Source organism: Streptomyces sp. NPDC059452 (assembly GCF_042750035.1).
GTDB lineage: Bacteria > Actinomycetota > Actinomycetes > Streptomycetales > Streptomycetaceae > Streptomyces.
This window is the reverse complement of the sequence record NZ_JBHYVE010000019.1, coordinates 86,109-112,451: the sequence shown is the minus strand read 5'-3', so window position 1 is coordinate 112,451 and position 26,343 is coordinate 86,109. Positions and strand designations below refer to the sequence as shown.

29 protein-coding genes are annotated in these 26,343 nt (G+C 72.5%); 16 read left to right on the top strand and 13 right to left on the bottom strand.

The features are described 5' to 3' along the window. Nucleotides 1–56: 56 nt before the first annotated feature. The 3 genes from ACFW9Z_RS24260 to ACFW9Z_RS24250 are packed head-to-tail and all read left to right on the top strand — an operon-like array spanning nt 57 to nt 2,151. Nucleotides 57–629: an FABP family protein gene (locus tag ACFW9Z_RS24260; protein ID WP_384644347.1), complete on the top strand. Its 573-nt coding sequence runs from the start codon at nt 57–59 to the stop codon at nt 627–629. A gap of 58 nt (nt 630–687) precedes the next feature. Next, the gene (locus tag ACFW9Z_RS24255) at nt 688–1,176 is read left to right on the top strand and encodes a Fur family transcriptional regulator (protein ID WP_384644346.1); all 489 of its coding nucleotides are present in this window, start codon (nt 688–690) and stop codon (nt 1,174–1,176) included. Nucleotides 1,177–1,185: 9 nt separating this feature from the next. After that, nucleotides 1,186–2,151: a YgfZ/GcvT domain-containing protein gene (locus tag ACFW9Z_RS24250; protein ID WP_384644344.1), complete on the top strand. Its 966-nt coding sequence runs from the start codon at nt 1,186–1,188 to the stop codon at nt 2,149–2,151. Between the two features lie 111 nt (nt 2,152–2,262). Here the strand turns inward: ACFW9Z_RS24250 and ACFW9Z_RS24245 are convergent, their stop codons facing one another. Together ACFW9Z_RS24245 and ACFW9Z_RS24240 are read right to left on the bottom strand one after the other, a co-directional pair. Further along, complete coding sequence (locus ACFW9Z_RS24245) at nt 2,263–2,469, bottom strand: DUF397 domain-containing protein (RefSeq protein ID WP_384644342.1); 207 nt, start codon at nt 2,467–2,469, stop codon at nt 2,263–2,265. Further along, a complete protein-coding gene (locus ACFW9Z_RS24240) occupies nt 2,466–3,371 on the bottom strand; it encodes a Scr1 family TA system antitoxin-like transcriptional regulator (RefSeq protein ID WP_384644340.1) in 906 nt (301 codons plus the stop codon). Before ACFW9Z_RS24240 ends, ACFW9Z_RS24245 begins: the two co-directional genes overlap by 4 nt. A 43-nt stretch (nt 3,372–3,414) precedes the next feature. Here ACFW9Z_RS24240 and ACFW9Z_RS24235 point away from each other — a divergent pair, with 43 nt between their 5' ends. The 3 genes from ACFW9Z_RS24235 (at nt 3,415) to ACFW9Z_RS24225 (ending at nt 5,699) form a co-directional block, all read left to right on the top strand. Further along, nucleotides 3,415–3,900 (top strand): hypothetical protein, encoded by a 486-nt coding sequence (locus ACFW9Z_RS24235; protein WP_384644338.1) that lies wholly within the window; start codon nt 3,415–3,417, stop codon nt 3,898–3,900. Continuing rightward, complete coding sequence (locus tag ACFW9Z_RS24230) at nt 3,897–4,118, top strand: hypothetical protein (protein WP_384644336.1); 222 nt, start codon at nt 3,897–3,899, stop codon at nt 4,116–4,118. Before ACFW9Z_RS24235 ends, ACFW9Z_RS24230 begins: the two co-directional genes overlap by 4 nt. Before the next feature lie 420 nt (nt 4,119–4,538). Continuing rightward, entirely contained in the window at nt 4,539–5,699 is a 1,161-nt protein-coding gene (locus tag ACFW9Z_RS24225) for a methyltransferase domain-containing protein (RefSeq protein ID WP_384644475.1), read from the top strand. Nucleotides 5,700–5,722: 23 nt separating this feature from the next. Here the strand turns inward: ACFW9Z_RS24225 and dtd are convergent, their stop codons facing one another. After that, nucleotides 5,723–6,172: a D-aminoacyl-tRNA deacylase gene (dtd, locus tag ACFW9Z_RS24220; protein WP_384644335.1), complete on the bottom strand. Its 450-nt coding sequence runs from the start codon at nt 6,170–6,172 to the stop codon at nt 5,723–5,725. Nucleotides 6,173–6,287: 115 nt separating this feature from the next. On the opposite strand from dtd, the gene ACFW9Z_RS24215 reads away from it, so the two are divergent. The 3 genes from ACFW9Z_RS24215 (at nt 6,288) to ACFW9Z_RS24205 (ending at nt 9,310) form a co-directional block, all read left to right on the top strand. Next, nucleotides 6,288–6,932, top strand: a complete 645-nt coding sequence (locus ACFW9Z_RS24215) for an ABC transporter substrate-binding protein (RefSeq protein WP_384644333.1) — start codon at nt 6,288–6,290, stop codon at nt 6,930–6,932. Between the two features lie 125 nt (nt 6,933–7,057). Beyond that, nucleotides 7,058–8,032 (top strand): asparaginase, encoded by a 975-nt coding sequence (locus ACFW9Z_RS24210; protein ID WP_384644331.1) that lies wholly within the window; start codon nt 7,058–7,060, stop codon nt 8,030–8,032. Between the two features lie 24 nt (nt 8,033–8,056). Continuing rightward, on the top strand, nt 8,057–9,310 hold the full coding sequence (locus ACFW9Z_RS24205; protein ID WP_384644329.1) for a GNAT family N-acetyltransferase: 1,254 nt from the start codon (nt 8,057–8,059) through the stop codon (nt 9,308–9,310). A gap of 152 nt (nt 9,311–9,462) precedes the next feature. Here the strand turns inward: ACFW9Z_RS24205 and ACFW9Z_RS24200 are convergent, their stop codons facing one another. Together ACFW9Z_RS24200 and ACFW9Z_RS24195 are read right to left on the bottom strand one after the other, a co-directional pair. Beyond that, nucleotides 9,463–10,248, bottom strand: a complete 786-nt coding sequence (locus ACFW9Z_RS24200; protein WP_384644327.1) for an ABC transporter permease — start codon at nt 10,246–10,248, stop codon at nt 9,463–9,465. Continuing rightward, a complete protein-coding gene (locus ACFW9Z_RS24195; RefSeq protein ID WP_384644325.1) occupies nt 10,241–11,200 on the bottom strand; it encodes an ATP-binding cassette domain-containing protein in 960 nt (319 codons plus the stop codon). The genes ACFW9Z_RS24200 and ACFW9Z_RS24195 overlap by 8 nt, the downstream gene beginning before the upstream one ends. A 131-nt stretch (nt 11,201–11,331) precedes the next feature. Between ACFW9Z_RS24195 and ACFW9Z_RS24190 the strand changes: the two genes are divergently transcribed. Continuing rightward, nucleotides 11,332–12,108 carry a TetR/AcrR family transcriptional regulator C-terminal domain-containing protein gene (locus ACFW9Z_RS24190; protein WP_384644323.1) on the top strand — a complete coding sequence of 259 codons (777 nt, stop codon included), beginning with the start codon at nt 11,332–11,334 and terminating at the stop codon, nt 12,106–12,108. Between the two features lie 66 nt (nt 12,109–12,174). Next, nucleotides 12,175–13,032 (top strand): TetR/AcrR family transcriptional regulator, encoded by an 858-nt coding sequence (locus ACFW9Z_RS24185; RefSeq protein ID WP_384644321.1) that lies wholly within the window; start codon nt 12,175–12,177, stop codon nt 13,030–13,032. Between the two features lie 49 nt (nt 13,033–13,081). Here the strand turns inward: ACFW9Z_RS24185 and ACFW9Z_RS24180 are convergent, their stop codons facing one another. The 4 genes from ACFW9Z_RS24180 to ACFW9Z_RS24165 all read right to left on the bottom strand — a co-directional run bounded on the left by ACFW9Z_RS24180 (nt 13,082) and on the right by ACFW9Z_RS24165 (nt 16,929). Continuing rightward, complete coding sequence (locus tag ACFW9Z_RS24180; RefSeq protein WP_384644319.1) at nt 13,082–13,543, bottom strand: hypothetical protein; 462 nt, start codon at nt 13,541–13,543, stop codon at nt 13,082–13,084. A 330-nt stretch (nt 13,544–13,873) separates the two neighbouring features. Continuing rightward, complete coding sequence (locus ACFW9Z_RS24175; protein WP_384644317.1) at nt 13,874–14,761, bottom strand: serine/threonine-protein kinase; 888 nt, start codon at nt 14,759–14,761, stop codon at nt 13,874–13,876. Between the two features lie 43 nt (nt 14,762–14,804). Beyond that, nucleotides 14,805–16,316 carry an MFS transporter gene (locus tag ACFW9Z_RS24170; RefSeq protein WP_384644315.1) on the bottom strand — a complete coding sequence of 504 codons (1,512 nt, stop codon included), beginning with the start codon at nt 16,314–16,316 and terminating at the stop codon, nt 14,805–14,807. Between the two features lie 124 nt (nt 16,317–16,440). Next, nucleotides 16,441–16,929: a MarR family winged helix-turn-helix transcriptional regulator gene (locus ACFW9Z_RS24165; RefSeq protein WP_384644313.1), complete on the bottom strand. Its 489-nt coding sequence runs from the start codon at nt 16,927–16,929 to the stop codon at nt 16,441–16,443. A gap of 227 nt (nt 16,930–17,156) precedes the next feature. On the opposite strand from ACFW9Z_RS24165, the gene ACFW9Z_RS24160 reads away from it, so the two are divergent. The 3 genes from ACFW9Z_RS24160 to ACFW9Z_RS24150 all read left to right on the top strand — a co-directional run bounded on the left by ACFW9Z_RS24160 (nt 17,157) and on the right by ACFW9Z_RS24150 (nt 20,672). Beyond that, entirely contained in the window at nt 17,157–17,813 is a 657-nt protein-coding gene (locus ACFW9Z_RS24160; protein ID WP_384644311.1) for a hemerythrin domain-containing protein, read from the top strand. A 52-nt stretch (nt 17,814–17,865) separates the two neighbouring features. After that, entirely contained in the window at nt 17,866–19,398 is a 1,533-nt protein-coding gene (locus ACFW9Z_RS24155) for an MFS transporter (protein ID WP_384644310.1), read from the top strand. Nucleotides 19,399–19,682: 284 nt separating this feature from the next. Further along, nucleotides 19,683–20,672: a MarR family winged helix-turn-helix transcriptional regulator gene (locus tag ACFW9Z_RS24150; protein WP_384644308.1), complete on the top strand. Its 990-nt coding sequence runs from the start codon at nt 19,683–19,685 to the stop codon at nt 20,670–20,672. A gap of 48 nt (nt 20,673–20,720) precedes the next feature. Here ACFW9Z_RS24150 and ACFW9Z_RS24145 read toward each other — a convergent pair whose 3' ends face one another. Next, nucleotides 20,721–21,854, bottom strand: a complete 1,134-nt coding sequence (locus ACFW9Z_RS24145) for a winged helix DNA-binding domain-containing protein (RefSeq protein WP_384644306.1) — start codon at nt 21,852–21,854, stop codon at nt 20,721–20,723. Then, nucleotides 21,851–22,438, bottom strand: a complete 588-nt coding sequence (locus ACFW9Z_RS24140) for a DinB family protein (protein ID WP_384644304.1) — start codon at nt 22,436–22,438, stop codon at nt 21,851–21,853. The genes ACFW9Z_RS24145 and ACFW9Z_RS24140 overlap by 4 nt, the downstream gene beginning before the upstream one ends. A gap of 176 nt (nt 22,439–22,614) precedes the next feature. Here ACFW9Z_RS24140 and ACFW9Z_RS24135 point away from each other — a divergent pair, with 176 nt between their 5' ends. Beyond that, nucleotides 22,615–23,724: a helix-turn-helix transcriptional regulator gene (locus ACFW9Z_RS24135; RefSeq protein ID WP_384644302.1), complete on the top strand. Its 1,110-nt coding sequence runs from the start codon at nt 22,615–22,617 to the stop codon at nt 23,722–23,724. Nucleotides 23,725–23,769: 45 nt separating this feature from the next. Here ACFW9Z_RS24135 and ACFW9Z_RS24130 read toward each other — a convergent pair whose 3' ends face one another. Beyond that, complete coding sequence (locus tag ACFW9Z_RS24130) at nt 23,770–24,696, bottom strand: LLM class F420-dependent oxidoreductase (RefSeq protein ID WP_384644300.1); 927 nt, start codon at nt 24,694–24,696, stop codon at nt 23,770–23,772. Nucleotides 24,697–24,889: 193 nt separating this feature from the next. Then, entirely contained in the window at nt 24,890–25,840 is a 951-nt protein-coding gene (locus ACFW9Z_RS24125) for an NAD(P)-dependent oxidoreductase (protein WP_384644298.1), read from the bottom strand. Between the two features lie 49 nt (nt 25,841–25,889). On the opposite strand from ACFW9Z_RS24125, the gene ACFW9Z_RS24120 reads away from it, so the two are divergent. Continuing rightward, nucleotides 25,890–26,240: a winged helix-turn-helix transcriptional regulator gene (locus ACFW9Z_RS24120; protein ID WP_384644296.1), complete on the top strand. Its 351-nt coding sequence runs from the start codon at nt 25,890–25,892 to the stop codon at nt 26,238–26,240. The last annotated feature ends 103 nt before the right edge of the window (nt 26,241–26,343 follow it).

The following is a 26,343-nucleotide window of genomic DNA, read 5'->3' as shown; positions in this document are numbered from 1 at the left end:
GGCCCCGCCGCACCCGATCCGTTCCACCCCTCCCTCACAGATCGTCTGAGCAGCTCATGATCGAGATCCCGTCCGACCTCCACCCGGACCTCGTCCCGCTGGCCTTCCTCATCGGCAAGTGGGCGGGCGCGGGCGTCTCCGACTTCCCCGGCGCCGAGAAGTGCAACTTCGGCCAGGAGGTCACGTTCAGCCACGACGGCCGTGACTTCCTGGAGTACGTCTCCCACAGCTGGGTCCTGGACGCCGAGGGCAACCAGGTCCGCCCGCTGGAGTCGGAGTCCGGCTACTGGCGCATCGACAAGGACCGCAAGGTCGAGGTCGTCATGGTCCGCGACCAGGGCGTCGTGGAGATCTGGTACGGCGAGCTCGCGCACCAGAAGCCGCAGATCGACCTGGTCACCGACGCGGTGGCCCGGACGGCGGCCTCCGGCCCGTACAGCGGGGGCAAGCGCCTGTACGGGTACGTGAACAGCGACCTGATGTGGGTCGGCGAGAAGTCGACCCCCGACGTCGAGCTGCGGCCGTACATGTCGGCACACCTGAAGAAGGTCGTCACCCCCGAGGAGGTCGCCGAGATGGCGCGGAACCTTGAGGACATGCCCGACGACGGCATCGCGTTCTTCAAGTAGCCGGACCGATCGGCCCGAGGACTCCTGGCCGGTGCTCACCCCGCCCTACACTGGGCCTGTGGTGAGCACCGACTGGAAGACCGATCTTCGACAGCGTGGCTACCGGCTGACGCCCCAGCGACAGCTCGTCCTGGAGGCCGTCGACGCCCTGGAGCACGCGACTCCGGACGACATCCTGTGCGAAGTGCGCAAGACCGCGTCCGGGGTGAACATCTCCACGGTGTACCGGACCCTGGAGCTCCTGGAGGAGCTCGGGCTGGTCAGCCACGCCCATCTGGGCCACGGCGCCCCGACGTACCACCTAGCCGACCGGCACCACCACATCCACCTGGTCTGCCGGGACTGCAAGGACGTCATCGAGGCGGACCTCGCCGTCGTCACCGAGTTCACCGAGAAGCTGCGCGGCGACTTCGGCTTCGAGACCGACATGAAGCACTTCGCGATCTTCGGCCGCTGCGAGGGCTGTACGGCGGCCAAGCAGGCCGCGGAGGCGGGTACGGACGCCGATACGAACACGGCAGCGGAGGACGCCTCCGCCAAGTCGTAGGCTGGGCGCATGAAGAGCCCCCTGCTGTCCCTGCCCGGCGCGGTCGCCGCCGAGGGCCGCGACGAAGGTGTCGCCGCGCACTACGGTGACCTGTTCCGCGAGCAACGCGCCCTCGCCGACGGCACCGGCCTCGTCGACCTCTCCCACCGCGGTGTCGTCACCGTCACCGGGGACGACCGGCTGAGCTGGCTGCACCTGCTGCTCACCCAGCACGTCAGCGACCTCGCCCCGCACCAGGCCACCGAGGCGCTGATCCTCTCCGCCAACGGGCACATCGAGCACGCCATGTACCTCGTCGACGACGGGGCCACGGTGTGGATGCACGTCGAACCCGACACCCAGGGCGACCTCATCGCCTACCTGGAGTCGATGAAGTTCTTTTACCGGGTCGAGGTCGCCGACCGCACCGAGGACACCGCCGTCGTGCACCTCCCGGCCGGTTCCATCGCCCAGGTCCCGGAAGGCGTCACCGTACGGGAGACCGCACAGGGCCGGGACGTCTTCCTGCCGCGCGCCGACCTGGAGGCGTACGCCGCCGCCAACGGCCCGGCCGTCGGGATCCTGGCGTACGAGGCCCTGCGCGTCGAGGCGCACCGCCCGCGCGTCGGCTTCGAGACCGACCACCGCACCATCCCGCACGAGCTGGGCTGGATCGGCACCGCCGTCCACCTCCAGAAGGGCTGCTACCGGGGCCAGGAGACCGTCGCCCGCGTCCACAACCTGGGGAAGCCGCCGCGCAGGCTCGTCTTCCTGCACCTGGACGGCAGCGAGGTGCACCTGCCCGGCCACGGCACACCCGTACGGCTGGCCGCCGACGGCGAGGAGGGCCGCCAGCTCGGCTTCATCACCACCTCGGCCCGCCACCACGAGCTGGGCCCGATCGCCCTGGCCCTGGTCAAGCGGAACGTGGCGGTGGACGCGGAGCTGATCGCCGGGGACACGGCGGCGGCCCAGGAGACGGTGGTGGAGCCGTAGGCCCCGCCGGGGCCCGCGTCCTGGACGGCCGGAACGCCCCTCTTCGAGCCTTCCGGCGGAGTCCGTCGGCTCGGGGAGGGGCGTTCTGCTGTGTGGCGCCGGGGGCGGGGGTCAGAGGGACGCGGCCTTGGCGAACTCCACCAGTCCTGTCCACGCCGCTCCCGAGACGGCCAGGGAAGGCCCCTCGGGGGCCTTGCTGTCGCGGACGGGGACGATGCCGGTGACGGCTGCGGCAGCGGGAGCCCACTCAAGGCACTGTCCCCCGTCGCCGCCGCTGTAAGTGCTCTTGACCCACTCGTGGGTACGGGTGTCGGTCATGCTCGGTGGCCCTCCATGATCTTGTGAAGTCGAGTCAGGGACTCTTCTTCGTTCAGCGCGTGCATGCGTAGCCGGTCAAACATGCTGACCGCAGCACCCACCACGCTAGCCGCCTCGTCCACCTGCCCACCCTGAGTGGCGGTTTCGGTGTAGACCGCGTGCGAAGTGCCGTTCTTGGAGAGAAGCGTAAACGGCAAGTGGCTTGGCGCGGCGCCGACTTCGAAGGGGAGAACCTGGACGGTGACATGGGGTGTCGCCATGAGCGCGGCCAGGTGTTCAAGCTGAGCGATCATGACCGCTCGTCCGCCCACGCGGGCGCACAGAACCGCTTCGTGGGCCACCACCCACAGAAGTGGCGGATCAACCCGTTCGAGGACTTTGCGCCTCAGTAGCCGAGTCTCGACACGACTCCGGATCTGGTCCTCCGACTCCCGGGGATGGTGGGATCGGAAGACGGCAGTCGCGTAGTCGGGAGTCTGAAGGAGGCCCATCAGGAAAGTGCACGAGTAATCGGTAACGGCACTGGCGGACTCTTCCAGCGTCACGTACGGCACGAACCATTCAGGATGGCCGCCACGCCTGCTCAGTCGGGCTCTCAACCGCGCGTATACCCCCGGAGTCCCAGCAAGCTTGTCCATAGCCGCTGCGAAGTCTTCCGAAGCGAAAGCGTGTCCGTTCTCGACCTTGCTCACCTGCGCCTGTTTGTAGCGGAGTTCGGTCGCGAACGGCTCCTGAGCCAGCCCCAACGCTTCACGGAGAGCTTTGACCTCCTCGCCGAAGTATCGGGCGGCATTAGCTGGTTGGTTTCCCTGATCGGCCTTTTCGCTCACCTGTTCAACTCCCCTGTATTCCAGTTGGTTTGGAATGGCGTCAGGCTTTTCAGAGTACGTCCAGGTGGTCACGCTGTATCCACAGAGAGCGGAGATCCCCACCAGGAGTGCTCACATGACCACCGCCCCGCTGCCGGACACCCCGTCGGAACTCACCGAACCCACCGAACGCACCGATGACGACGCATCTGCCACGGCCACCCGGCTCGTTCGGGCGCTGCGCGGCTGCGGCATCTTCCTGGAGCGGGTTGTCCCCCGTTCGGTGGGCGGGCGGACCGTGGTCGCCGTTCACGGGCACATCAACGTCCACGCGGCCGGACGTCTGGCGGCCCGGCTGGAGTCCTTGGCGCATCGGCCGTCGATGCCGCTGGAGGCGTTGCGGCCCGAGGGGACCCTGCCCCTGGAGGTGCTGCCCGACCAGGTCAGGGTGGGGGACCACCTGCCCCTCGAAGACCGCTGCTACCGCATCCGCAACATGAGGGGCGCGAGCGGGAGCAGCCGGATTCTGGAGCTTGAGGGGCGACGGTTGCCGTGGATCATGACCGGTCCCCGCGTCGTCTTCAGGCGGGCCGATCAGTTCCAGTTCCCGCTGCCCGCGTGAACCTCCACCGGGTCACAGGGCCCTGCTGGCTCGGCTGCCGCCGTGAGCACGTGGGCGTCAGGTGGTTCGGGCCCGTCCGGACGGCAGCGGGTGACGGGGACATGTTCGCCTGCGACGACTGCCTGTCGGAGGTCGAACGGATGGTCTCCGAGCAGCTGGCCCGCAGGGACGGAGCGGACCTGGTGGCCCGCTCCACGATCGGCCGTACGTATCTGTGAACCGTGCAGAAAGGCACCGGCCACCCACCTGAACGCCGACTCTGCCGCAGAGTGGCTGACCGGGCCGCCCCTCCCAGGGCGGCCTCTCGGCCCCGGCAGAGGCGGATGCCGCGTCTCCCTCGCAGGGAAGCCACCCCTGCCCGGCCCCTGCGAGGGAGGCATCCACACGCCGACGCGACCGCGTCGGGGACAGACACCCACGAAGGAAGCCTCGATGAACGGAACACTCGCTTCTCCGGATTTCTCCGCCGATGGAGTCGATGGAGGGGACAAGCTGCCGGGGAGCCCCTACCCCGGCCCGCACCCCGCGCCCACCCCCGACGGCGGGCCCGGCGTTCCCAACCCGCCGAAGGCGCGTAGGTGAGCGGCGGCCGCAGCCAGGAGCACCGGCCCAGCCGTACGGAGCTGGAGCGCGCCCTCATGGCCGGGGGCGTCCTTTCCGCGGGCTGGGCCCCCGCGTTCGCTGCCGTACCCCGGGCCGCCTTCCTGCCGGAGGTCGTCTGGCCCTTCGGCATGGAGACCGGTGAGGCCGTGACCGTCTCCCGGGTGGATGACCCGCGGGCGTGGCACGGCTACGCGGACTCCGACGTTCCTCTCGTCACCCAGTGGGACGACGGGGTCCCGGCCGGATGTGACGATGGCCGGGCGCCCGGAGCGGTGGCCACCTCGTCGTCATCCATGCCGAGCGTCGTCTTTCCGATGCTGGAAGACTTGGACGTGCGGCCGGGGGACCGTGTCCTGGAGGTCGGGACGGGGACCGGGTGGACCGCCGCGCTCATGGCCCATCGGCTGGGCGTCGCGAACGTCGTCACGGTGGAGGTCGACGGCGCCGTGGCGGACCGGGCCCGGGTCGCTCTGCGCGACTTCGGGCTCCCGGTGAAGGTCGTGTCCGGTGACGGGCTCAAGGGGTATCCGGAGGGAGGCCCGTACGACAGGATCATCGCGACCTGCGGTGTCCGCGGGATTCCCGGCGCCTGGCTGCGGCAGATCCGGCCCGGCGGGATCATCGTGGCCCCCTGGGGGACGCGTTACGGATACGGGGACGCCGTGGCCCGTCTCGTCGTCTCGGACGACGGGCTGAGCGCCACGGGGCCCTTCGCCAGGCCGGTGGAGTTCATGAAGGCGCGGTCCCAGAGGTTCACGCCCCAGGAGCACGCCACGTACGTGGACCACCCCTCCGCGATCGTGAGCAAGGAGAAGGAGGAGACTGTGATCACGGAGAACGAGTTCCTGGGGGAGAGGTTCAGCCCGCAGCGGTTCGTCCTCGGGCTCAGGCTCCGGGCCTGTACACACGCGGTGGCGGAGAGGGCCGAAGGAGGAAGGGCCTTCTGGCTGTACAGCCTCACCGACCGTTCATGGGCCTGTGCCGCGTTCCGGGGCGGGGCGGTAGCCACGGTGTGGCAGTCCGGCCATCGTCGGCTCTGGGACGAGGCGAGGGCCGCCTACGCGTGGTGGGTCGACCAGGGCCGCCCCGGGTACGAGCGGCTGGGCCTTACCGTCGATGCCGGAGGCCAGCGCGCCTGGCTCGATGACCCCGCCCACTCCTGGCCGCTCCGGGCCGGTGCGGGGCCCTGTCCGTAGAGTCCGGTACCGCCTTCGTACGGTCACACCTCGATGATCACCGTGAACGGGCCGCTGTTCGTGAGCGAGACGCGCATGTCCGCTCCGAACCGGCCCGTCGCCACCTCCGCGCCCAGCGCCCGCAGCTGCGCCACCACCTCGTCCACCAGGGGTTCGGCGACCTCGCCCGGGGCCGCGGCGTTCCAGGTGGGGCGGCGGCCCTTGCGGGCGTCCCCGTAGAGGGTGAACTGCGAAATCACCAGGAGGGGGGCATTCACATCCGAACAGGACTTCTCGCCCTCCAGGATGCGGACCGACCAGAGCTTGCGGGCGAGTTGCGCCGCCTTCTCCGGGGTGTCCCCGTGGGTGACTCCGACCAGCACACACAGGCCTTCGCCGATGATCTCGCCGACCACTCCGGCCGCCGAAGGGTCCTCGCCCGTCCCGGCCGCCGAGACGCTCGCGCCGTCCACTCTCTGTACCACTGCACGCATACAGACCAACCTATCTTGGGCTGAACGGGTACAGAGTGTCTGCGGGGGCACCTCGCAGGGTGACACCATGCACGATGGCGGTGTGCCGACGCACCGGTCGAGGGGACGGAACAGCATGAGTACCTATGGAGCCGGACAATCTCCCGGGCCCGTACCGGGCGCCCGTACCGGCGCCGGTGGCGGCGCCCGTACGCATACCAGCACCCTGCGCTCACCCGTACGGCCCACTCTGCCCGGGCGCGCGTCCGTGCCGGAGCAGGGCGGCGGCGAGGCCGGGTTCGTCGGGCTGCGGCTGCCGGAGCTGCGGACGCTGCGGCGGGACGCGCAGCGGGACGAGGCCGATCTCAGTTACGTACGCCGACTGGTCCAGGGCCGGATCGACATCCTCCGCGCCGAACTGGCCCGCAGGCGGGACCCGCAGGCGCCCGTCCCGGAGACCCCGGTGGTGGACCGGCTCTCGGAGATCCTGGCCGATGCCCCGTCCCGGCACCGCACCTCCGCCCGGCACGTCACGCTGACGACGCCGCGCGGTGACGAGTTCCGGCAGCTCGCCGCCGAGAACCTCGCCGAGGTCGAGCTCTCGGACCTGGCCGCCCGGACGGACGAGGAGCTGCACGACGCCATGGGCCGCCTCGTCCGCTGTGAGCAGCAGGTTTCCCGGCGCCGCCATGAGCTCCAGCGCACGACCGACGATTGCAGCGCGGAGATCGCCCGCAGGTACCGTGACGGGGAAGCCCAAGTGGACGACCTGCTCGCCTGAAGCGATCCTTCCGGACGGCGGGTCCCGCACCCCGCCCGTCCGGCCGATCCCTCCGGACGGCGGGTCCGTACCGACCCCGTACCGACTCGGTACCCGACCGTACCGACCGTCTCCGGAAGGCCACCATGACGTCGACCGACGCCCCTGCCGCGATAGCCGCCGCCCCGCCCGTGCTCGCCGAGATCGTACGGTCCGGGTTCACCGAGGGGCACCACCGCGGTTCGCTGGTCCTGCTGGCCGCCGACGGGAGCGTGGAGCGGACGCTCGGAGACCCGGACGCGCCGGTCTTCCCCCGGTCCTCCAACAAGCCGATGCAGGCCGCCGCGATCCTGCGGGCGGGGCTCGACCTGTCGGGCGAGCGGCTGGCGCTGGCCGCCGCGAGCCATTCGGGGGAGCCCTTCCACCTCGATCTCGTACGCGACATGCTCGCCGAGCACGGGCTGTCCGCCGCCGACCTTCAGACCCCGCCCGACCTGCCGCTCGACCCGGTCGCCGCCGAGGCCTACCTCGCCGCCGGGAACGTACGCGAGCGGATCACCATGAACTGCTCCGGCAAGCACGCGGCCATGCTCGCCGTCTGCGTCCGCAACGGCTGGGACACCGCGAGCTATCTGGACCCCGCCCACCCGCTCCAGCAGCTGGTGGGCCAGGTCGTGGCCGAGGCCGCGGGCGAGCCGGTCGCGGCGGTCGGTACGGACGGCTGCGGGGCCCCGCTGATGGCGATCGGGCTGACCGGCCTGGCCCGCGCCTTCCGGTCGTTCGTGCTGGCGGAGCCGGGCAGTGCCGAGCGCCGGGTCGCGGACGCGATGCGCGCCCACCCGGAGTACGTGGCGGGCACCCGGCGCCCGGACACCTGGCTGATGCGCGAGGTCCCCGGGACGCTCTCCAAGATGGGCGCCGAGGCGGTCCAGGCGGTGGCCCTGGCCGACGGGCGGTCCCTCGCCTTCAAGATCGACGACGGGGCCACGCGGGCGCTCGGCCCGGTCCTGGCCCGCGCCCTGGAACTGCTCGGCGTGGACGCCCCCGTGGTCGCCCGGATCGGGCGTTCGCCGCTGCTCGGCGGGGCGGCGGAGGTCGGGGAAATTCACGCGACATTCTGAGAAGCACCTGCTTAGCGTGGGGGGATGAGCCTCGATATCCGTACCGTCACCGCGTCCGCGTACCCCGACTGGCTGCGGGCGGTGCAGAACGGGTTCCTGACGGCCGGTTCACCGGACGAGGAGCATGTGGCGGAGCGGCTGGCCGACACCGATCTCTCCCGCGTCCAGGGGGTGTTCGAGGCCGGGCGGTGCGTGGCGACGTTCCGTTCGTTCGCCCAGGAGCTGACCGTGGTGGGCGGGGCCACCGTGGCGTCCGACGCGATCACCGGGGTGACGGTGGCGCCCACCCACCGCCGGCGCGGACTGCTGAGCCGGATGATGGCCACGGACCTGGCGGCGGCCAGAGAGCGCGGCGAGGTGGTCGCCACGCTGATCGCCGCCGAGTACCCGATCTACGGGCGGTACGGCTTCGGCCCCGCCGCCTGGACCGCCGAGTGGGAGGTCTCCGTACACCGGGCGGGGCTCGACCCGCGCCGGTCGGGGCAGCCGGAGGGCGGCGGCCGGGTCGAGCTGGTGGACGGCGCCGACGTCCGTAAGTACGGCCCCGAACTGCACGCCCGGCTGGCGGCCCGCCGCCCCGGGATCGTCAGCCGCAGCGAGCGCTGGTGGAAGCTGCACACGGGCGCGGCGGCCACCTACCCGGCCCACGACAAGTGGACCGAGCCGTTCTACGCCATCCACCGCGACGCGGACGGCGAGGTCGACGGCCTGCTGGTCTACGGCACCGACGACAGGTGGGGCGACGCCAACCAGCCCCTGAACACCGCGACCGTACGGGACCTGATCGCCCTCACCCCGGCGGCCGAGCGGGCGCTGTGGCACTTCCTCTGCTCGGTCGACTGGGTCACCACCGTCCGCTCCGGCTACCGCGCCCCCGACGATCTGCTCCCCCTCCTCCTCCCGGACCCGCGTGCGGCCAGGCCGGTCACGTACTCGGACTGGCTCTGGCTGCGGCTGCTGGACGTGCCCCGCGCCCTGGAAGCCCGTACGTACGGGAGTGAGGCCTCGCTCGTCCTGGACGTCCGGGACGGCGGGGGCGTGGCCGAGGGGCGCTTCCTGCTCGACGCCTCGGCCGCCGGGGCGCGCTGCACCCCGACCACCCGGAGCGCCGATCTCGCCCTGGGTGCGGGGGAGTTGGCGGCCCTGTATCTGGGCGACGAGTCGGTGCGGCGGCTGGTGGACCTGGGGCGGGTGGAGGAGCTGCGGTCGGGGGCGGCGGCGCGGGCGGACGCCGCCTTCCGCACGGGGCGGCGGCCTTGGTGCCCGGACATCTTCTGAGCCGACGGCCGGGGTGGGCCTGTCGACGGGGGCTTTGGGCCGTGTGCTCGCGGGGGTTTGAGCCGTGTGCTCGCGTGGGCTTCGGGCCGTGTGCTCGCGTGGGCTTGAGCCGTGTGCTTACGCGGGCTTGAGCCGTGTGCTCGCGGGGGCGGTCAGCGTGTCCGTACGCGGAACAGCACCCCCGACGCGGCGATCGCCACGGCGAGCATCCCCCCGGCCCAAGCAAGCGCGATCCAGGGCGTGTTGCCCACGTCCTGGCCCAGCAGCAGCCCGCGCAGGGACTCGATGGCCGGGGTGATCGGCTGGTGTTCGGCGAAGCCGTGCAGCCAGCTCGGCATCGACTCGATCCGGACGAACGCGCTGCTCGGGTAGGGCAGGAACGACATGAAGAACGTGAACCCGCTCGCCGCCTCCGGGGAGCGGGCCAGCAGGCCGATCGCCGCCGAGATCCAGGACAGCGCCACGATGTAGGCGACCAGGACCGTGGCCGCGAGGAGCCAGCCGTCCCAGGAGGCCGCCGGGCGGAATCCGATCAGCAGGGCGACGCCGAAGACGACGGTGGTGGCGACCAGGTTGCGGACGGTGCTGGCCGCCACATGCCCGGCCAGGACCGGCGTACCGCCCACGTCCAGCGAGCGGAACCGGTCGATGATGCCGCCCTTCATGTCCTCACTGACTGCGGTGGCGGTGGTCGCGGCGCCGAACCCGGCGCACAGGAGGATGACGCCCGGGACGACGTACATGACGTACGAGTCGTAGAGCGTCGACGTCTCGATCGCGCCGCCGAAGAAGTAGACGAAGATCAGCATCAGCATGATCGGCAGGGCCAGCGACATGATCAGCGCGTCGGTGTTGCGGCGGCTGATGCGCAGGCTGCGGCCGGCCAGGACGGCCGCGTGGGTGGTTCCTCCCGTGCGGACTGCGGCCGTGTCAGACATGGGCGGGTACCTCCGAGGTGAGGGCCAGGAAGACATCGTCGAGGGTCGCGCTGTGCAGGGTGAAGCGGTCGATCTCGCCGCCCGCCGGGTCGATCTCGTCGAGCAGGGCGCGTACATGGGCGGCGCTGCCGTCCGTGGGGAGCCCGAGCGTCAGCGTCTCGGGGGAGTGGTGGACCGCGCGCCCGGCGAGGCGGAGGTAGGCCTCGCGGCTGGTGAGGACCAGGTCGAGGCGGTGTCCGGCGACCCGGCCCTTGAGGTCGGCGGCGGTGCCCTCGGCGGCGATCCGGCCCTTGTTCAGCAGGGCGATCCGGTCGGCGAGGCGGTCGGCCTCCTCCAGGTACTGCGTGGTGAGCAGCACGCTCGCCCCGCGCGCGGCCAGCTCGCGGACGACCTGCCAGAGCTCCTGACGGCTGCGCGGGTCCAGCCCGGTCGTCGGCTCGTCCAGGAAGAAGACGCCGGGCTCCGGTGAGCCGGTGAGCCCGGCGGCCAGGTCCAGGCGGCGGCGCATGCCCCCGGAGTACGTGGAGACGGTGCGCCGGGCCGCCCCGGTGAGCGCGAAGCGCTCCAGCAGCTCTTCGGCCCGGCGGCGGGCGGCGGGGCGGGAGAGCCCGGTGAGCCGGGCCATCATCCGCAGGTTCTCCTCGCCGGTCTGCGTCTCGTCGACGGCGGCGAACTGGCCGGTGAGGCTGATCGCCCGCCGCACCGCGCTCCGGTCGGCGACGACGTCGTACCCCGCGACCCGGGCGCTGCCGGAGTCGGCGGCGGTGAGCGTCGCGAGGATGCGTACGACGGTGGTCTTGCCCGCTCCGTTCGGGCCGAGCAGGGCGAAGACGCTGCCGCGCTCGACGCTGAGGTCGACGGAGTCGAGGACGCGGACGGCGGGCTTTCCGTAGGACTTGGTGAGGCCGTACGCCTCGATGGCGTACCCGTTCTCTGTGGTCGGACTGGGCATGACTGCCTGACCCCCTTCTGCGTATGTCATACGCGTTATTGCGTAAGCATTACGCATCTCTAGGATGGGGTCAAGGCGCATGGGGGTGCACGGAACGAGGGCGGCGTGGGCGACGCGGGCAAGGGGATGCGGTGACGGAGAAGAGCAGCGGCTCGGGCGGCGGTGACCTGCCGGCCTCCATCGAGGCCGCGTGGGGGCTGCGGGAGCGCCCGGCCAAGGGGCCGAAGCCCGGGCTGAGCCTGGAGCGGATCGTGGCGGCGGCGGTGGCCGTGGCGGCGGCCGAGGGGCTGGCCGCCGTGTCGATGGGCCGGGTCGCGAAGGAGGTCGGCGCCTCCACGATGTCCCTCTACCGGTACGTCTCCGCCAAGGACGAGCTCTACGTCCTGATGCAGGAGGCGGCGATCGGCCCGCCGGACCCGCTCGCCGCCCTGGAGGCCGGGGCGGGGTGGCGGGAGGCCCTCACCGAGTGGGCGGCCGCGCAGCGCGGGCAGTTCCTCGCCAACCTCTGGGTGCTCCGCATCCCGATCGGCGGCCCGCCCGCCACCCCGAACTCGCTCGCCTGGTGGGAGCAGGGGCTCCAGGCGATGGAGGGCAGCGGGCTCGGTGAGGGCGACAAGATCTCGGTGATCCTGCTGATCTCCAACTTCGTGCGCAGCGAGGCGCTGCTGATGAGCGACCTGTCCGCCGCCGTCACCGCACGTGGTGTCTCCCCCGAGGAGGTGGTGGCGGGCCATGAGCGCACCCTGCGGCGGCTGGTCGACCCGGAGCGCCACCCCGCCATCCACCGGCTGCTGAGCTCCGGAGTGATGAGCGAGCCGGACGACCCCGACTACGAGTTCACCTTCGGCCTGGCGACCCTGCTGGACGGGGTCGAGGTGCTCATCCGGAGCACGGCCGAAAACAGCTAGCGGGCCGCTTCTGTCGTGCCCGTGACATCAAGTCCCCTCCAGGTCAAGGGCGTACGCTTCATGGTCATGAGCGGAGAGAAGGCCGGCGGCGGGAACGGAAACGGAAGCGTCGCCGGGGCGGTGGAGCGGGAGCCGGGACCGGGGCCCGGGGCGGGGTCGGGGCCCGGGTCGGGACCCGGGTCGGGGGCGGGGTCGGGACCCGGGCAGGGGCGGGGACGGGAGCGGGCGGGTGCGTCGGCTCCGGGGCTCGCTCCGGGGCCTGCTCCGACTTCGGGGCCTGCTTCGGCTTCGGCTCCTGAGCGGGCCCCGGAGCCGGTTCGGGTCAGTCTGCGGGAGCGGAAGAAGCAGCTGACGTACCGGGCCATCTCCGACGCGGCCATCGCGATGTTCCTGGAGCGCGGCTTCGACAAGGTCTCCGTGGCGGAGGTGGCGGCCGCGGCGGACATCTCCAAGCCGACGCTGTTCCGGTACTTCCCCGCCAAGGAGGACCTGGCGCTGCACCGGTTCGCCGACCACGAGGACGAGGCGGCCCGGGTGATCGGCGGGCGGGGGCCCGAGGAGAGCCCGCTGGACGCGCTGCGCCGCCACTTCCTGGCCGCCCTGGACCGCCGCGACCCGGCGACCGGCCTCAGTGACGCCCCCCAAGTGCTGGCGTTCCACCGCCTGTTGTACGGGACCCCGGCGCTGGTGGCCCGGCTGTACGCCTACCAGGGACGCTCCGAGGCCGCCCTCGCCCGCGCTCTGGGCGGCGGGCTCGCGGACCGGCTCGCGGCCGGGCAGATCATCGCCGTCCTGCGCATCCTGGCCGAGGAGAACTGGCGCCGGATCGACGCGGGGGAGAGCGCGGACAGCGTGTACGGGGGTGCGGTGCGGGCGGCCGATTCGGCGTTCGTACAGCTGCGGAGGGGGCTGGAGGGGGCTTAGGGCCTGCCGTCGAACTGCCGCCTGCCGGGCGGTACCTGGGTCTTGGGTCTTACGTGTCCTCCGGGACCGCCTGCACGGCCGCCTCGGCGATCTCCGTCGCCTCCTTCTCGCAGCCGGCGGCCGGGTGCCGGTCACCGGAGAGGCCGACGTACACGATGAGGTTCGCCGTACGGACGGAGAGGGCGCAGGTCCTCGGGTCGTCGGCGGACATGGTCTCCCAGAACGCCTCGTCGGCGAAGCCGGGACCGGTCGCGGGGCGCCCGGCCTTCGCGTCGTCCGCGAAGGTCTTTTCCTGGAGCCTCGTGGCGTTCTCGGAGTAGCCGACGGAGCGGAGCAGGTGCCAGCGGACCTCGGCGTGGAAGGTGGGTTCCCAGCCGCTCACCAGGTGCTCGTTCCTCTCGTACCAGTAGCAGCGGGTCTCGGCCATGGAGGTGTTGGTGTGGGAGTTGTCCGCGTCCTTCCGCCGCTCCGGCAGGGGGAGCCTCGGCGTCGCCTCGGCGCAGGTCGGCATCGTCAGGTACCGGTCCGGGGGCCCGGCGCTGTCGTCATCGTCGCCCTGTACGTACCACCAGACTCCGGCGGCCAGCAGGCACAGGGAGACTCCGGCCGAGACCGCGGCCGGAAGCCAGGACCTCCGTCGCCGGGGGGCCGGGGGAAGGTGCGGGGGTGGGGGCCGGGGCGGACAGTTGGGTGACGACGGCCGTGGCGCCGACCGACGGCGGTAGGACCACCGTCCGTTCGGAGCCGGAGCCGGAGCCGGAGCCGGAGCCGGAGCCGGAGCCGGAGCCGGAGCCGGAGCCGGGGCCGGAGCCAGAGTTGGAGTCGGGGTGGGTGCCCTGGGTCAGGAGGCCGTCGACGCCCGCCCGCTGTTCGGCGATCGCCGCGTGGACGGCAGGCGGCCACTGCCCGGTGGTGGCGGGCTCCGCCGATCCCAGGGCGGCGAGGAGCTGCGCGGGGCTCGGGCGGGCCGCCCGGACGGGTCCTTGGCGAGGCAGGCGGCGACGAGCCCGCGTAGCCCCGGCGGTACGGCGGTGAGGTCGGGCTCCTCGTGGACGACGGCGTACAGGAGCGCGGGGACCGAGCCGCCGTCGAAGGGCGGCCTGCCCGTGCAGGCCACGGCCAGGGTGGCGCCGAGCGCGAACACATCGGCGGCGGGCCCGGGTTCCCGGCCCTCGATCTGCTCGGGCGCCATGAACGCGGGGGAGCCGACGAGGGCCCCGGTGTGGGTGATCCGGGTCGCGTGGTCGGCGGCCCGCGCGATGCCGAAGTCGACGACCCGGACGCCGTCCTCGGTGAGGAGGACGTTCGACGGCTTCAGGTCCCGGTGGACGAGCCCGGCCCGGTGGACGTCGGCCAGCGCCCGGGCGAGCCCGGCGGCGAGCCTCCGTACCGTCTCCTCGGGCAGGACCCCGGCCTCCCCCAGCGCCTCGCTCAGGGTGGGCCCCGGCGGGAACAGCGAGGCCAGCCAGGGTGCGGGGGCGTCCGGGTCGGCGTCGACCACCGGAGCCGTGTAGGCCCCGGAGACCCGGCGGGAGGCGTCCACCTCGCGCCGGAACCGGGCCCGGAAGCCCTCGTCATGGGCGAGGTCGGCGTGCACGCGCTTGACGGCGACGAGCTGCCCGTCCGGGGCCGCGCCCAGCAGGACCCGGCCCATGCCTCCCTGGCCGAGTACGGCAACTGTCCTGAAGGGGCCTATATGTGACGGGTCGTCGGGCCCCGCTGCCTGCATGCCGCCGCCTCCCCCGAGAAGCCCCCCTGACCGGTACGCGATCCTATGCCTCCGCCCCTGCCCGCCCTCCAGCGGTGGCGGGCTCCCGGCGCAGCATCAGGAACGCGACCGCGAAGGCCGTGGCGAGGAGCGCCGCGCCGACCGTGAACGCCAGCCGGTAGCCGCCGGTCAGCGCCTCGGCCGAGGTGCTTCCGGAGGCGCGGAGCGCCTCGGTCCGCCCGGCGGCCAGGGTGGTCAGGACGGCGACGCCGAGCGCCATGCCGATCTGCTGGGTGGTGTTGAAGAGCCCCGAGGCGAGGCCCGCGTCGTCCTCGCCCGCGCCCGACATGCCGAGCGAGGTCAGCGCCGGGAGCGCGAGCCCGAACCCGGCGGCCAGCAGCATCACCGGGAGCAGATCGGTGACGTACTCCGCCCGCACGGGCACCCGGGAGAGGAGGCCGAGGGCCCCGATCAGCAGCGCGATCCCGGTCAGCAGGACGGTCCGTTCACCGAAGCGGGCGCAGAGCCGGGCCGAGAGACCGAGCGATACGGCTCCGATGACGACGGCGGCCGGAAGCATCGCGAGACCGGTCGCGGCGGCCCCGTAACCGAGGACCTTCTGGAGGTGGAGCGCGACGATGACCTGGAACGAGAACAGCGCGGCCACCATCAGCATCTGGACCGCGTTGGCCCCGGACACCTTGCGCGAGCGCAGGATGCGCAGCGGCATCAGCGGGGTCCGGGCGGTGGCCTGGCGGAGGACGAACCCGGCCAGCAGGACGAGGGCGAGGGTCCCGAGGCCCAGCGTGCGGGCCGAGACCCAGCCGTAGGACTCCACCCCGACGACGGTGTAGATCCCGAGCATCAGACCGGCGGTGACGAGCAGGGCGCCCGCCACGTCCGCCCCGGCGGCGAGCCCCTGGCCCCGGTCGGCGGGCAGGACGCGTACGGCGGTCAGCAGGACGGCGAGGCCGATCGGCAGGTTGATGAAGAAGATCCAGTGCCAGCTGAGGGCGTCGGTGAGGACGCCGCCGAGGACCTGCCCGATGGAGGCTCCGGCGGCGCCCGTGAAGGAGAACACGGCGATGGCGCGGGCGCGTTCGGCGGGCTCGGTGAAGAGGGTGACCAGGATGCCGAGGGCCACCGCCGCGCTCATCGCGCTGCCGACGCCCTGGGCGAACCGGGCGGCGATCAGCACGGCGGGCGAACCGGCCGCTCCGGCCACCAGCGAGGCCGCGGTGAACAGGCCGATGCCGAAGAGGAACACCGGCCTGCGGCCGACCAGGTCGCCGAGCCGTCCGGCGAGCAGAAGCAGGCTGCCGAAGGCGATGAGGTAGGCGTTGACCACCCAGCTGAGCCCGGCGGGGGTGAAGCCCAGGTCGTCCTGGACGGCCGGCATCGCGACGGTCACGATCGAGCCGTCGAGCACGATCATCAGCATGCTCGTGGCGATCACTCCGAGGGCCATCGCCCGCGCCCGGGTGGCGAGTTGGGGTGGTGGCGGGGAGCCGTGGGTGGCGGGGGAGGTGGGGTGCGGGGCGGCGGCGGAGGTGGGGTGCGAGGCAGCGGGGGACATGGGCCTTCTCCTGTCGGTGGATGCGACAGGTGTGACCGTAGCAGATGGTTTTGTTGCGGACTATTTCTTTCGGTCCCTCTTCCTTCGGGGTGCGGTCCCGTGGGGTTGCCGCCGTGCGCGCCGGTCAGTTCTTGGCCTGGCGTGCCCGGCGTACCTGACGGGGGGCCTCCGAGGGGGTGGCCAAGTGGCCTGCGGCCAGGGCGTTCAGGGCCCGGAGCAGGACCTCGCGGTCGCTCGCGGCCAGGGAGTCCAGGGCCTCTTCGTGGACCCGGTCGACGATCGCCTGGCTCCGCTCGGCGAGCGCGGCGCCCTTCTCGGTGACCGCGATGATCCGGGCCCGGCGGTCCCGGCTGGAGGGGCGCCGCTCGGCGAGCCCGGCGCTCTCCAGGGCGTCCACCGTCACCACCATCGTGGTCTTGTCCATGTCTCCGATCTCGGCGAGCTGGATCTGGGTGCGTTCCTCCTCCAGGGCGTGGACCAGTACGCAGTGCATCCGGGCGGTCAGGCCGATCTCGCCGAGCGCTGCCGACATCCGGGTCCGCAGGACGTGGCCGGTGTGGTCCAGGAGGAAGGAGAGGTCGGGTGCGGGGCGCGAGGGCGTCATGGCGGTCATGCGGCCAGCGTAACCATTCGATCCGTGGCGGATCATCCAGAAAGGGACGAGGTGGGCGGGCGGGGCGGGAGGCTCAGGTGCGGGGCAGGGGCGTCGCCGAGCTTCTGATTGGAGTGCTGATGGTTATTACTCTTGATAGATAAGCAAGTTGACGATAACTTCCTCCGCATGGACCGGACATGTGCCCGGCCAGGTGCCGCGACGCGTGCAGGGAGAGGGAAGAGACCATGGGCGACTTCAAGAACCTCGACATGACGATGATGTTCGCCATCCACGACGCGCTCCGCCGCGAAGTGGAGCGCATCGCACGGATCACCGCCCGGGCCGACGAGGACCCGCGCCAGGTGCTGGGCACGGCGGTCGGCTGGGAGCTGTTCAAGACGTTCCTGACGGCCCACCACACCTCCGAGGACCTCACCGTGTGGCCGGTGATGTACGCGGCACTGGCAGGGCGCGGCGACTCCGAGATCGCCCTTCTCGACGCGATGGAGGCCGAACACGCCGTTATAGAACCGCTGTTGGCGGACATCGATGCGGCGCTGGCCGACCGTGACTCGGGTGCCGAACGGCTCGGCGGCCTCGTCGACACGCTCCGCACCGGCCTCCTCGCCCACCTGGACCACGAGGAGCGGGACGCGCTCGCGCTGATGGACCTGACCCTGAGCCAGGAGCAGTGGGCGGCCTTCAGCGCCGAGCAGCGGGACCGGATCGGGAGCGATGCGAACCGCTACCTCCCGTGGCTGCTCGACGACATGGACGCCGCCCGCGCCGCCTCCGTACTCGCCAGGATCCCGCCGCCCCTGCGCGCCGCGTACGAGACGGAGTGGCGGGCCTCCTACGAGGAGCTGCGCATCTGGACCGCGAAGGACGGCGCGGGCCGCTGACCTCGCCCGGCTGCCCCGCCCATCAACTCAACGTCAACGTACGGAGACGTTCATGCCGATGCAGGACAGAACCAGAACCGAAGCCGCTCCACCGAGCCCCGCCGTGCCCCCGGTCCCCGCCAGTGACCGCCTCGGTCTCGCGCTCGTCGTCATCGCGGCCGCCCAGCTCATGCTGGTTCTCGACAACACCATCGTGGCCGTCGCCCTGCCGAGCATGCGGAGCGCGCTGGGACTCTCCGACGCCGGCCTCGGCTGGGTCATCACCGCCTACGCCCTGGCCTTCGGCGGACTGCTGCTGGCCGGTGGCCGGGCGGGCGACCTCTTCGGGCGCCGCCGGGTGTTCCGTACCGGACTCGTCGTCTTCACCCTCGCCTCCCTCCTCGGCGGCCTCGCGGGCAGCGGCGAAGTGCTGCTCGTCGCCCGGGTCCTCCAGGGTGTCGGCGCCGCCGTCGCGGCGCCCACCGCGCTCTCGCTGCTGGCCGCCACCTTCCCGGCGGGACCGGCGCGCAACAAGGCGCTGGGCGTGTACGGGGCGATGGGTGGGCTCGGTTCGGTCGTCGGGCTGCTCCTCGGCGGCGCGCTGACCGAATTCCTTGGCTGGCGCTGGGTCATGTACGTCAACGTCCCCATCGCCGTTGCCGTGTTGATCGGCACCACGGTCCTGAAGGAGGGCGAGCGCGAGCGCGGCACGGTGGACGTGCCCGGCGCCCTGAGCGCGACCTTCGGGTTCGGCTCCCTCGTTTACGCCGTCACCCGCGCGGGCGAGAAGGGCCTCGGGGACGTGGGCGCCCTGACGGCCCTGGGCGCCGCGATCGTGCTGCTCACCGCCTTCGTCGTCATCCAGCGCACCGGCCGCGCGCCGATGGTGCCGAGGGGACTCCTGGCGGACCGGGGCCGGGCCGGAGCCAACGCGGTCATGTTCCTGGTCGGCGCGGGCATGATCGCCACGTTCTACTTCCTGACCCTCTACATGCAGATCGTGAAGGGGTACGAGCCGATGGCCACCGGCCTCGCCTACCTCCCGTTCGCCGTCGGCATCGGCGTCGCGGCCGGTGGCGTCGGGCCGCGACTGCTGGCCAGAGCCCCCGAGCGCTCGGTCATCTCCGCCGGGCTGGTCATCGGCATCGCCGCCATGGTCTGGCTCAGCTTCCTGAAGCCCGGCCAGAACGCCCTGGCCGTCCTCCTCCCCGCCCAACTGGTCTGCGGGTTCGGCCTCGGGCTGGTCTTCGTCACCGTCACCGCCATCAGCGTGCGGGGCGTCTCCCCGCAGGACACCGGGATCGCGGCGGGCCTGATCAACACCAGCCAGCAGATCGGTGGCGCGGTCGGCCTCGCCGTCCTGGCCGCGACCGCCTCGGCCATCACGGAGGCGCGGCTGCCCGGGGACCGGCTCCCCGAGGCCCGGCTTTCTGGAGACCGGCTGCCTGGGGACCGGCTTTCCGGGGACCGGGCGGAGGCGCTTACCGCGGGCTACTCCTCCGGGCTCCTGATCGGCGCGGGTATCTACCTCGTGGCGCTGATCGTCACCTTCACCACCATCAGGGCCACGGCCCACGGTCCCGGTCCGGCCCCGCAGCCCCACTAGCGGAAGCCACGGTCACGACCCTGGCCCGCAGCCGCAGCCGCAGCCGTACCTCAGCCGCAGCCGCGCCGCAGCCCCGCTAGCCGATTCATGCCGCCCACCAGCGGACCGGAGACGGTCCATCCGCCGCCCCGCCCGGGCCCCCTCCGGGCGGGGTTCCGGCGTCCGGAGGAGCGGTGGGCGGTTGGCGGGGGCGTCGGGCCGGTGCGGGGGTGGCGGGCCGGTGATCGGGGCCCGGTCGGGCGGGGCTGCCCGCCGTATACTCGGTCACCCGGTTCCGAAGGGGAGTGACGATCGTGCGAGTCGAGCCCGACGCGACGCGAGGCCCCGTTTCGGAGACCGGGGCGGACGTCTCGGCCGAGGCCACGGCCGAGGTCGCCGGGGCTCTGCCCGAAGCGCTCACCGGTTTCGTCGGCTATCTCCTGCGCCGGGTGTTCGCCCGGTTCACGGCCCGCGCGGACGGACCGGAGGACGGCTCCCGGGACTTCCTCGTCCTCGACGCCCTCACCGGAGGCGACTGGGTCTCCCAGCTCGACCTGGCCGAGCGCCTCGGTATCAACCGGACCATCATGGTCGGCGTCATCGACCGCCTGGAGGGCCGGGGCCAGGTGGTGCGCACCCGGAACCCGGACAACCGCCGCCAGTACATCCTCTCCCTGACCGACGCGGGCCGCTCCGCCGTGGCGACCGGCCGCCGCGCGGTCGCCGAGCGGGACGCGCGGCTCACCGCCGCCCTCAGCGTCGAGCAGGTGTCCCGCCTCGACACCCTGCTGGCCCGGCTGCTCCCGCAGGGCACCCAGGACCTCGTGCAGGGCACCGGCCACCTCGTCGAACAGGCCCACCACCGGCTGCGCAGGCTCGGCGACGAGAAGCTGGCCGGGACCGGGCTGCGGGTGCGCCACTACGGCCCGTTGTCCGTCCTCGCCACCTCCGGCCCCTGCCCGCAGCAGCGGCTCGCCCAGGAGCTGGCCATCACCGGGCCCGCCACCTCACAACTGGTGGACGAGCTCGTCGACGGCGGCCTGGTCCACCGGGGACGCGACCCGCACGACCGGCGCCGCCACGCCCTGGAGCTCACCGAGCTCGGGCACGCCCGGCTGAAGACGGTCGCGGAGGCGGTGGACCTGCTGGCGGCGGAGGTGGCGGAGCTGCTCGGCCCCGGCGGCGAGGACGAACTGCGCGCACTGCTCGTCCAGCTCCTGGAACCCGCCCACCCCGGTGTCGCCGACACGACCGGAGCGACCGGAGCGACCGGAGCGACCGGAAGGCGCGGCTGAGACGGCTCGGGCAGCACCGGCTCACACGTGGGCCCAGCCACCACCGGCTCACGCCGAAGCGGCCACCCGTACCCGCCCGCTCTCCCCGTCCGAGAGGAACGCCGCCAGCTCCCGCCCCTCCTCGGCGACGGCGTCCCGGTCGGCGCGGGAGAACGACCGCAGCGGCACGACCGTCACGGTGCCCGTCTCCGCCTCCACGTCCCAGGTCCCGGCGGTCCGGCCGTCGACCAGGACGATCCGGGCACCGGTGACCGACAGGCCCCGGTCGGCGTCGTCGATGATCCGGGTGCGGTCGTCGTAGCCGAGGACTGCATTGTCGAAAGCGGGCAGAAACCGTACGGGAGCGGGGGTGTCGGGGTCCGGGCGCGGCGCGTCGGGCAGGTCCAGCAGCTCCCGGCCGCGCTCGTCGCGGAAGGTGACCAGCTCGCCGCGGAGGGCGGCGACCGCGCCCGGCAGCCCGGCGAGACCGGACCAGGCGCGTACGTCGGCGGTGGCGGCGGGCCCGTACGCGGCGAGGTAACGCCGTACCAGCGCCTGCCCCACCGGGTCCGAACCGCCGTCCGGGTCCGAACCGTCGTCCGTGGGCAGCGGATCGACCTCACGCCCCAGCCAGTCCGAGACCAGCGCGTTGCGTACCCCCGCCTTCGTACGCCACACCCCGCGCGGCGGCAGCTGCACCATCGCCAGGACGCCCGCCACCAGCATCTCGCCCAGGGGCCGCTTGCCCGGTTCCGGCCAGCGGTCGGCCACCGCGCGGGCGAGCTCGGCCATCGACCGGGGCTCGCCGTCGGCCAGCACCGCCCGCCCGGCCGCCGCGAGTTCGTCGAGGTCGACCCCTTCGAGCTCGCGGCGGTAGACGCCGAGCACGCGCTGCCGCAGCATGGCGTTGTGCCGGGCCCGCCAGGCGAGGACGTCCTCGGCGGCGACGAGGTGGACGGTCCGGCGCATGAGATGGGTGCGTACGACGTGACGGTCCATCAAGAGGCCTGACAGCTCTGCCGCTTGGAAGCCCCGCAGTCGTGACCACAGCCCGGTGAACGGCTCCTGCGGCTCCTGGGCCTGGAGTCCGCACAGGTGCGCAACCGCGTCGAGGGGCGGTACGTCGGCCCGGTCGAGCAGCAACTGCCGTGCGAGCGTTGCCCGGTTGAGCGCCCGGGTGCTGAGGACGGGCGTGCGGCTCATGTCGAGGTCTGCCCGTCGAGCGCCTCGCGCAGGATGTCCGCGTGCCCGGCGTGCTGGGTCGTCTCGGCGATGACGTGCAGCAGTACCCGGCGCACACTGCGTACGGCCCCGGGCTCGTTCCAGGGCGCGTCGGGCAGCGGGTGCGTCGCGGACAGGTCGGGGAGGGTGGCGACGGTCTTCTCGGTGCGGGCGGCGACCTCCTCGTACCGGGCGAGGATTCCGGCCAGGGTCTCGCCGGGCAGCACCTGGAAGTCGTTCTGCCGGTCGATGGCCCACTGCGGATACGTATGCGCGGTCCCGGCTGCGAAGTCCTCCCAGGTCACGCCCTCGGGCAGGTCGAAGGACATCGCGGAGGGGCCGTCGACGACGAAGCGCAGCCAGCTCTCCTCGGTGGAGGCCACGTGCTTGATCAGCCCGCCCAGGCAGAGCCCGCTGACGGTCGGCCGCTCGGCGATCTGCTTGTCCCCGAGCCCGCGCACCGTACCGGTCAGGGCGGCTCGCGCGTCGGCCAGCTCGGCGAGGAGATCGGCGCGTTCGCCGTCGACGACAAGGGGGTGGGCGGGGGAGGAGGAGGTCATGGTCATCGGGCCCTTCCGGTCATACGTGTTATGCGTGTTCTGCGCGTTCTGCGTGTCTTACATGTCTTGCGGTGCCTTCATGTCTTGCGGTGCCTTGCGTGTTCTCCGGATTTCCGGTGTGGGACCACCATCCCAAGAGAAGAGGACAGATAGTGTCCGCTACTCCGTGCACCATGGATGTCATGCCGAAAACTTCTGCACGGCTGCTGTCGCTGCTCTCCCTCCTCCAGGCGCGCCGGGACTGGCCGGGGGCGCTGCTGGCCGAGCGGCTGGACGTCAGCCCGCGTACGGTGCGCCGCGATGTGGACCGGCTGCGCGAGCTCGGCTACCCGGTGCTGGCCACGAAGGGCCCGGACGGGGGGTACCGGCTCGACGCGGGCACGGCGCTGCCGCCGCTGCTCTTCGACGACGAGCAGGCGGTGGCCCTCGCCGTCGCGCTCCAGATCGCCACGGCCACCGGCGCGGGGATCGAGGAGGCGGCGGCCCGCGCGCTGAACACGGTCCGCCAGGTCCTGCCCGCCCGGCTGCGCCACCGCGTCGACAGCCTCCGGGTCACGGCGGTCGACCGTGCGGAGGACCGCCCGGCGCCCCCGGTGGAGAGCGGCGTGCTGATGGCGATCGGCGCGGCGGTCCACGCGCGGGAGGTGCTGCGCTTCGACTACAGGCGGGTGTCGGTGCCGGGGCCTGGGCCTGGGGGTGGACCCGGACCCGTATCTGCGCCCGGGCTCGAACCCGTATCCGTACCGGTATCCCCCTCCTCGTCCCCGCCTCCGCCCCGCCGGGTCGAGCCGCACAATCTCGTCACCTGGGGCAGGCGCTGGTATCTCGTCGCCTGGGACCTGGAACGCGACGACTGGCGGACCTTCCGCGCCGACCGGATCGCCCCGCGCACCCCCACCGGCCCCCGTTTCACCCCGCGTGAGCTGCCCGGAGGGAGCGTGGCGGCCTTCGTCACCGCCCGGTTCCGGGGCTCCGCCGCCACCGGCACCGCCGACGGCCTCGACGGGTGGCCCTGCCGCGGGGAGGTCATCCTCGGCCTCCCCGCCGCCGACGTCCTGCGCCACCTCCGCGACGGATTCGTCGAGGAGCTCGGCCCCGACCGCTGCCGGCTGGTGCTGGGCTCGTGGTCCTGGCCCGGCCTGGCGACCGCGATCGGGAGGTTCGACGCCGACATCGAGGTCGTCGGCCCGCCCGAACTCGGGGACGCGTTCGCGCACTTGGCGGTCCGTTACGCGGCTGCGGCCGCGGCCGCAACGGCGACGGGCGCCCCCGGCGGGCAGCCCGCGCCCTGACGGTCAGCCGCCTCTGCCCCGACGGTCAGCCGGTCGCTCCCTCGATCAACCGGCTGCCAGCTCCCCGAGGAGGGCCCAGGTGCGGCGCCGGTCGGCGTCCCCGGCGACCTCCGTTCCCGCGAAGACCACCTCCGTGGCGCCCGCGTCCCGGTAGCGCCGTACCTCCGCCGCGACCGTCTTCTCATTGCCGATCACCGCCACATCGATGGCCTGCCGGCCGCCGGAGAGCTCGATGGCGCGTATGTAGGACGGGATCTTCTCGTAGAACGCCAGCCGTTCGGCGGCCTTCTCCCGTACGGCGTCGACGTCGTCGGTCACCACACCGTTGACCAGCGCGACGATCCGGGGCGCGGGCCGCCCGGCTGCCTCGGCCGCCGCGGTGACGGCCGGGACGATGTGGTCGGCCAGGGCGCGCGGACCGGCCAGATAGGGCAGGATCCCGTCTGCCAGCTCCCCGCTGACCCGGAGCGCCTGGGGCCCCATCGCGGCGACGAGCAACGGCACCCCGGCCTCGGCTCCCGGGACGCGGGCCGGGATCGGGGTGGCCGCGGTGAGCAGCTCACCGCGGAAGTCGGCGGTGCCGGTCTCCGTCAACTGCCGCAGGGCGATGAGGAATTCACGCAGGCGGGCGATGGGCCGTTCGAAGGGGATACCGAAGCCGCCCTCGACGAGGTGCCGGGCGCCGAGCGCGAGCCCGAGGTGGTAGCGGCCGTGGGTGGCGGCCTGGGCGGTCTGGGCCTGGCTGGACACCAGGAGGGGGTGGCGGCCGAAGACGGGGATGGCAGAGGTCCCCACCTGGAGGCCCGGCACCTCCCGCCCGACGATTCCGGCGAGCGCGGGCGAGTCCACGCTGAAGCGCTGCCCGAACCACGCCGACCGCAGCCCGGCGGCCGCGGCCTCCCGGGCGAGCTCCACGGTGGCGTCGATCTCGTTGTCGGCATCGGATGCGTTGAGTGCTACTCCTATGGCCATACCGGTACCAACGGGCGGCTGCCGGGGGTGCATTCCGTACGGGTGTGACGTCTGCTTGTCAGTCGTGTGAACGGGCTGCTGCGGCCTCGGGCCCGGGAGCCGAGCGGGCCGGGAGTCGAGCGGCCCGGGAGTCGAGCGGCCCGGGCGCAGCGCACCCGGCCCGCTCGACCAACGTAAATCTGAAGCCACTTGCTCAGCTCCGCCCCAGCAGCTCCGCCACCCGGTGGAACCCTTCGGCGCCATGGCCGCGTCCGATGGCCTGGCGGGCGAGGCCCTCCGCCGCGCGCATCACGCCCGCGTCGATGCCGTGGGCCTCGGAGGTGTGGATGACGTGGGCCATGGTCGAGGCCGTGGAGGTGAGCGGGCTGCCCTCGTCGGAGAACTCCCCCCGGTCCACCTCCTCCGCGACCCCTTCGAAGACCGCCGGGAGGATCGCGCCGATCCCCGCGGCGAAGGGGGCCAGCTCCCGGGCGGTGATCCCCTCGGCCCGGGCCACCGCCAGGGCGTGGTTGAAGCCCGCCATCGCGGTCCAGAAGATGTCGAGCAGCGCGATGTCGTAGGCCGCCGCCCGGCAGATCTTCTCGCCGAGGTGGGTGTGGGTGCCGCTCAGTGTGTCCAGCACGGTCCGGTGCTCGCGGTAGAGGTCCTCGGGGCCGCTGTAGATGAAGACGCCGTTCGGCGTACCGATGGTCACGGTCGGCGTCATGATCGCCCCGTCCAGGTAACGGACACCGTGCTCGGCCGCCCACGCGGCGGCGTCCCGGGCCCGGTCCGGGGTGTCGGCCGTCAGGTTGACCACCGTGCGCCCCTTGAGCGCGGCGGTGACCGCGTCGCGCCGCAGAATGCCGTCCACCGCGTCGTAGTTGACCACGCAGACCACGGTCAGCGCGCTCGCGGCCACGGCCTCCTCGGCGGTCCGGGCGCTGATCGCCCCCCGTTCGACCAGCGCCCGGTCCCGCCCCGGCGTCCGGTTCCAGACCGTGGTCCGCACCCCGGCCGCCAGGAACGCGCCTGCCAGGGCCCGGCCCATCGGCCCCAGCCCGATGACGGTGACGGCGGCATCGGCTTTGGCATTGGCATTGGCATCGGTATCGGCTTTGGCGGACTGCGTGGGCTGTGCGTCTCGTTCGTTCGGTAGGGACATGGCTCAACTCCGTAAAATGATCGGTGACTTGTCGATGAAGGGGGCGAAGATGACGCGCAGCCGTGCCCAGGACGTGAACGTCTGTGGGGTGACCGCCGCGATCGCGGTGATCGACGGGAAGTGGAAGACGTCCCTGATCTGGCAGTTGGAATCCGGCCCGCGCCGCCCCGGCGAACTGCGCCGGGCGCTGCCGGGCCTCAGCGAGAAGGTGCTGACTCAGGCGCTCCGCGAGATGGAGGCCGACGGGCTGGTGCACCGGCAGGTGCACGACGTGCTGCCGCTGAAGACGACGTACTCCCTGACCGGGAACGGCCGGGAACTCTCCGAGCTGCTCAACTCCCTCTCGGACTGGGGCCATCGCCGCCTGGAGGGACTGACGGAGACCCGCTCGGCCTCCTGAAGCACTCTTCTCCTCCGCTCCCTTTCCTTGCCGCGTCACCCCTGGTCCGAACGCCCTCCTCCAGGATGGTTCGACCGGCGACGACTGCCAAGTACCCACAAAA

Coding starts and splice junctions, on each gene's coding strand:
- ACFW9Z_RS24260 (WP_384644347.1), top strand. CDS start 57: ATGATCGAGATCCCGTCCGACCTCCACCCGGACCTCGTCCCGCTGGCC.
- ACFW9Z_RS24250 (WP_384644344.1), top strand. CDS start 1,186: ATGAAGAGCCCCCTGCTGTCCCTGCCCGGCGCGGTCGCCGCCGAGGGC.
- ACFW9Z_RS24245 (WP_384644342.1), bottom strand. CDS start 2,469: ATGACCGACACCCGTACCCACGAGTGGGTCAAGAGCACTTACAGCGGC.
- ACFW9Z_RS24235 (WP_384644338.1), top strand. CDS start 3,415: ATGACCACCGCCCCGCTGCCGGACACCCCGTCGGAACTCACCGAACCC.
- ACFW9Z_RS24225 (WP_384644475.1), top strand. CDS start 4,539: ATGGCCGGGGGCGTCCTTTCCGCGGGCTGGGCCCCCGCGTTCGCTGCC.
- dtd (WP_384644335.1), bottom strand. CDS start 6,172: ATGCGTGCAGTGGTACAGAGAGTGGACGGCGCGAGCGTCTCGGCGGCC.
- ACFW9Z_RS24215 (WP_384644333.1), top strand. CDS start 6,288: ATGAGTACCTATGGAGCCGGACAATCTCCCGGGCCCGTACCGGGCGCC.
- ACFW9Z_RS24210 (WP_384644331.1), top strand. CDS start 7,058: ATGACGTCGACCGACGCCCCTGCCGCGATAGCCGCCGCCCCGCCCGTG.
- ACFW9Z_RS24205 (WP_384644329.1), top strand. CDS start 8,057: ATGAGCCTCGATATCCGTACCGTCACCGCGTCCGCGTACCCCGACTGG.
- ACFW9Z_RS24200 (WP_384644327.1), bottom strand. CDS start 10,248: ATGTCTGACACGGCCGCAGTCCGCACGGGAGGAACCACCCACGCGGCC.
- ACFW9Z_RS24195 (WP_384644325.1), bottom strand. CDS start 11,200: ATGCCCAGTCCGACCACAGAGAACGGGTACGCCATCGAGGCGTACGGC.
- ACFW9Z_RS24185 (WP_384644321.1), top strand. CDS start 12,175: ATGAGCGGAGAGAAGGCCGGCGGCGGGAACGGAAACGGAAGCGTCGCC.
- ACFW9Z_RS24180 (WP_384644319.1), bottom strand. CDS start 13,543: ATGCCGACCTGCGCCGAGGCGACGCCGAGGCTCCCCCTGCCGGAGCGG.
- ACFW9Z_RS24175 (WP_384644317.1), bottom strand. CDS start 14,761: ATGCAGGCAGCGGGGCCCGACGACCCGTCACATATAGGCCCCTTCAGG.
- ACFW9Z_RS24170 (WP_384644315.1), bottom strand. CDS start 16,316: ATGTCCCCCGCTGCCTCGCACCCCACCTCCGCCGCCGCCCCGCACCCC.
- ACFW9Z_RS24165 (WP_384644313.1), bottom strand. CDS start 16,929: ATGACCGCCATGACGCCCTCGCGCCCCGCACCCGACCTCTCCTTCCTC.
- ACFW9Z_RS24160 (WP_384644311.1), top strand. CDS start 17,157: ATGGGCGACTTCAAGAACCTCGACATGACGATGATGTTCGCCATCCAC.
- ACFW9Z_RS24155 (WP_384644310.1), top strand. CDS start 17,866: ATGCCGATGCAGGACAGAACCAGAACCGAAGCCGCTCCACCGAGCCCC.
- ACFW9Z_RS24145 (WP_384644306.1), bottom strand. CDS start 21,854: ATGAGCCGCACGCCCGTCCTCAGCACCCGGGCGCTCAACCGGGCAACG.
- ACFW9Z_RS24140 (WP_384644304.1), bottom strand. CDS start 22,438: ATGACCATGACCTCCTCCTCCCCCGCCCACCCCCTTGTCGTCGACGGC.
- ACFW9Z_RS24135 (WP_384644302.1), top strand. CDS start 22,615: ATGCCGAAAACTTCTGCACGGCTGCTGTCGCTGCTCTCCCTCCTCCAG.
- ACFW9Z_RS24130 (WP_384644300.1), bottom strand. CDS start 24,696: ATGGCCATAGGAGTAGCACTCAACGCATCCGATGCCGACAACGAGATC.
- ACFW9Z_RS24125 (WP_384644298.1), bottom strand. CDS start 25,840: ATGTCCCTACCGAACGAACGAGACGCACAGCCCACGCAGTCCGCCAAA.
- ACFW9Z_RS24120 (WP_384644296.1), top strand. CDS start 25,890: ATGACGCGCAGCCGTGCCCAGGACGTGAACGTCTGTGGGGTGACCGCC.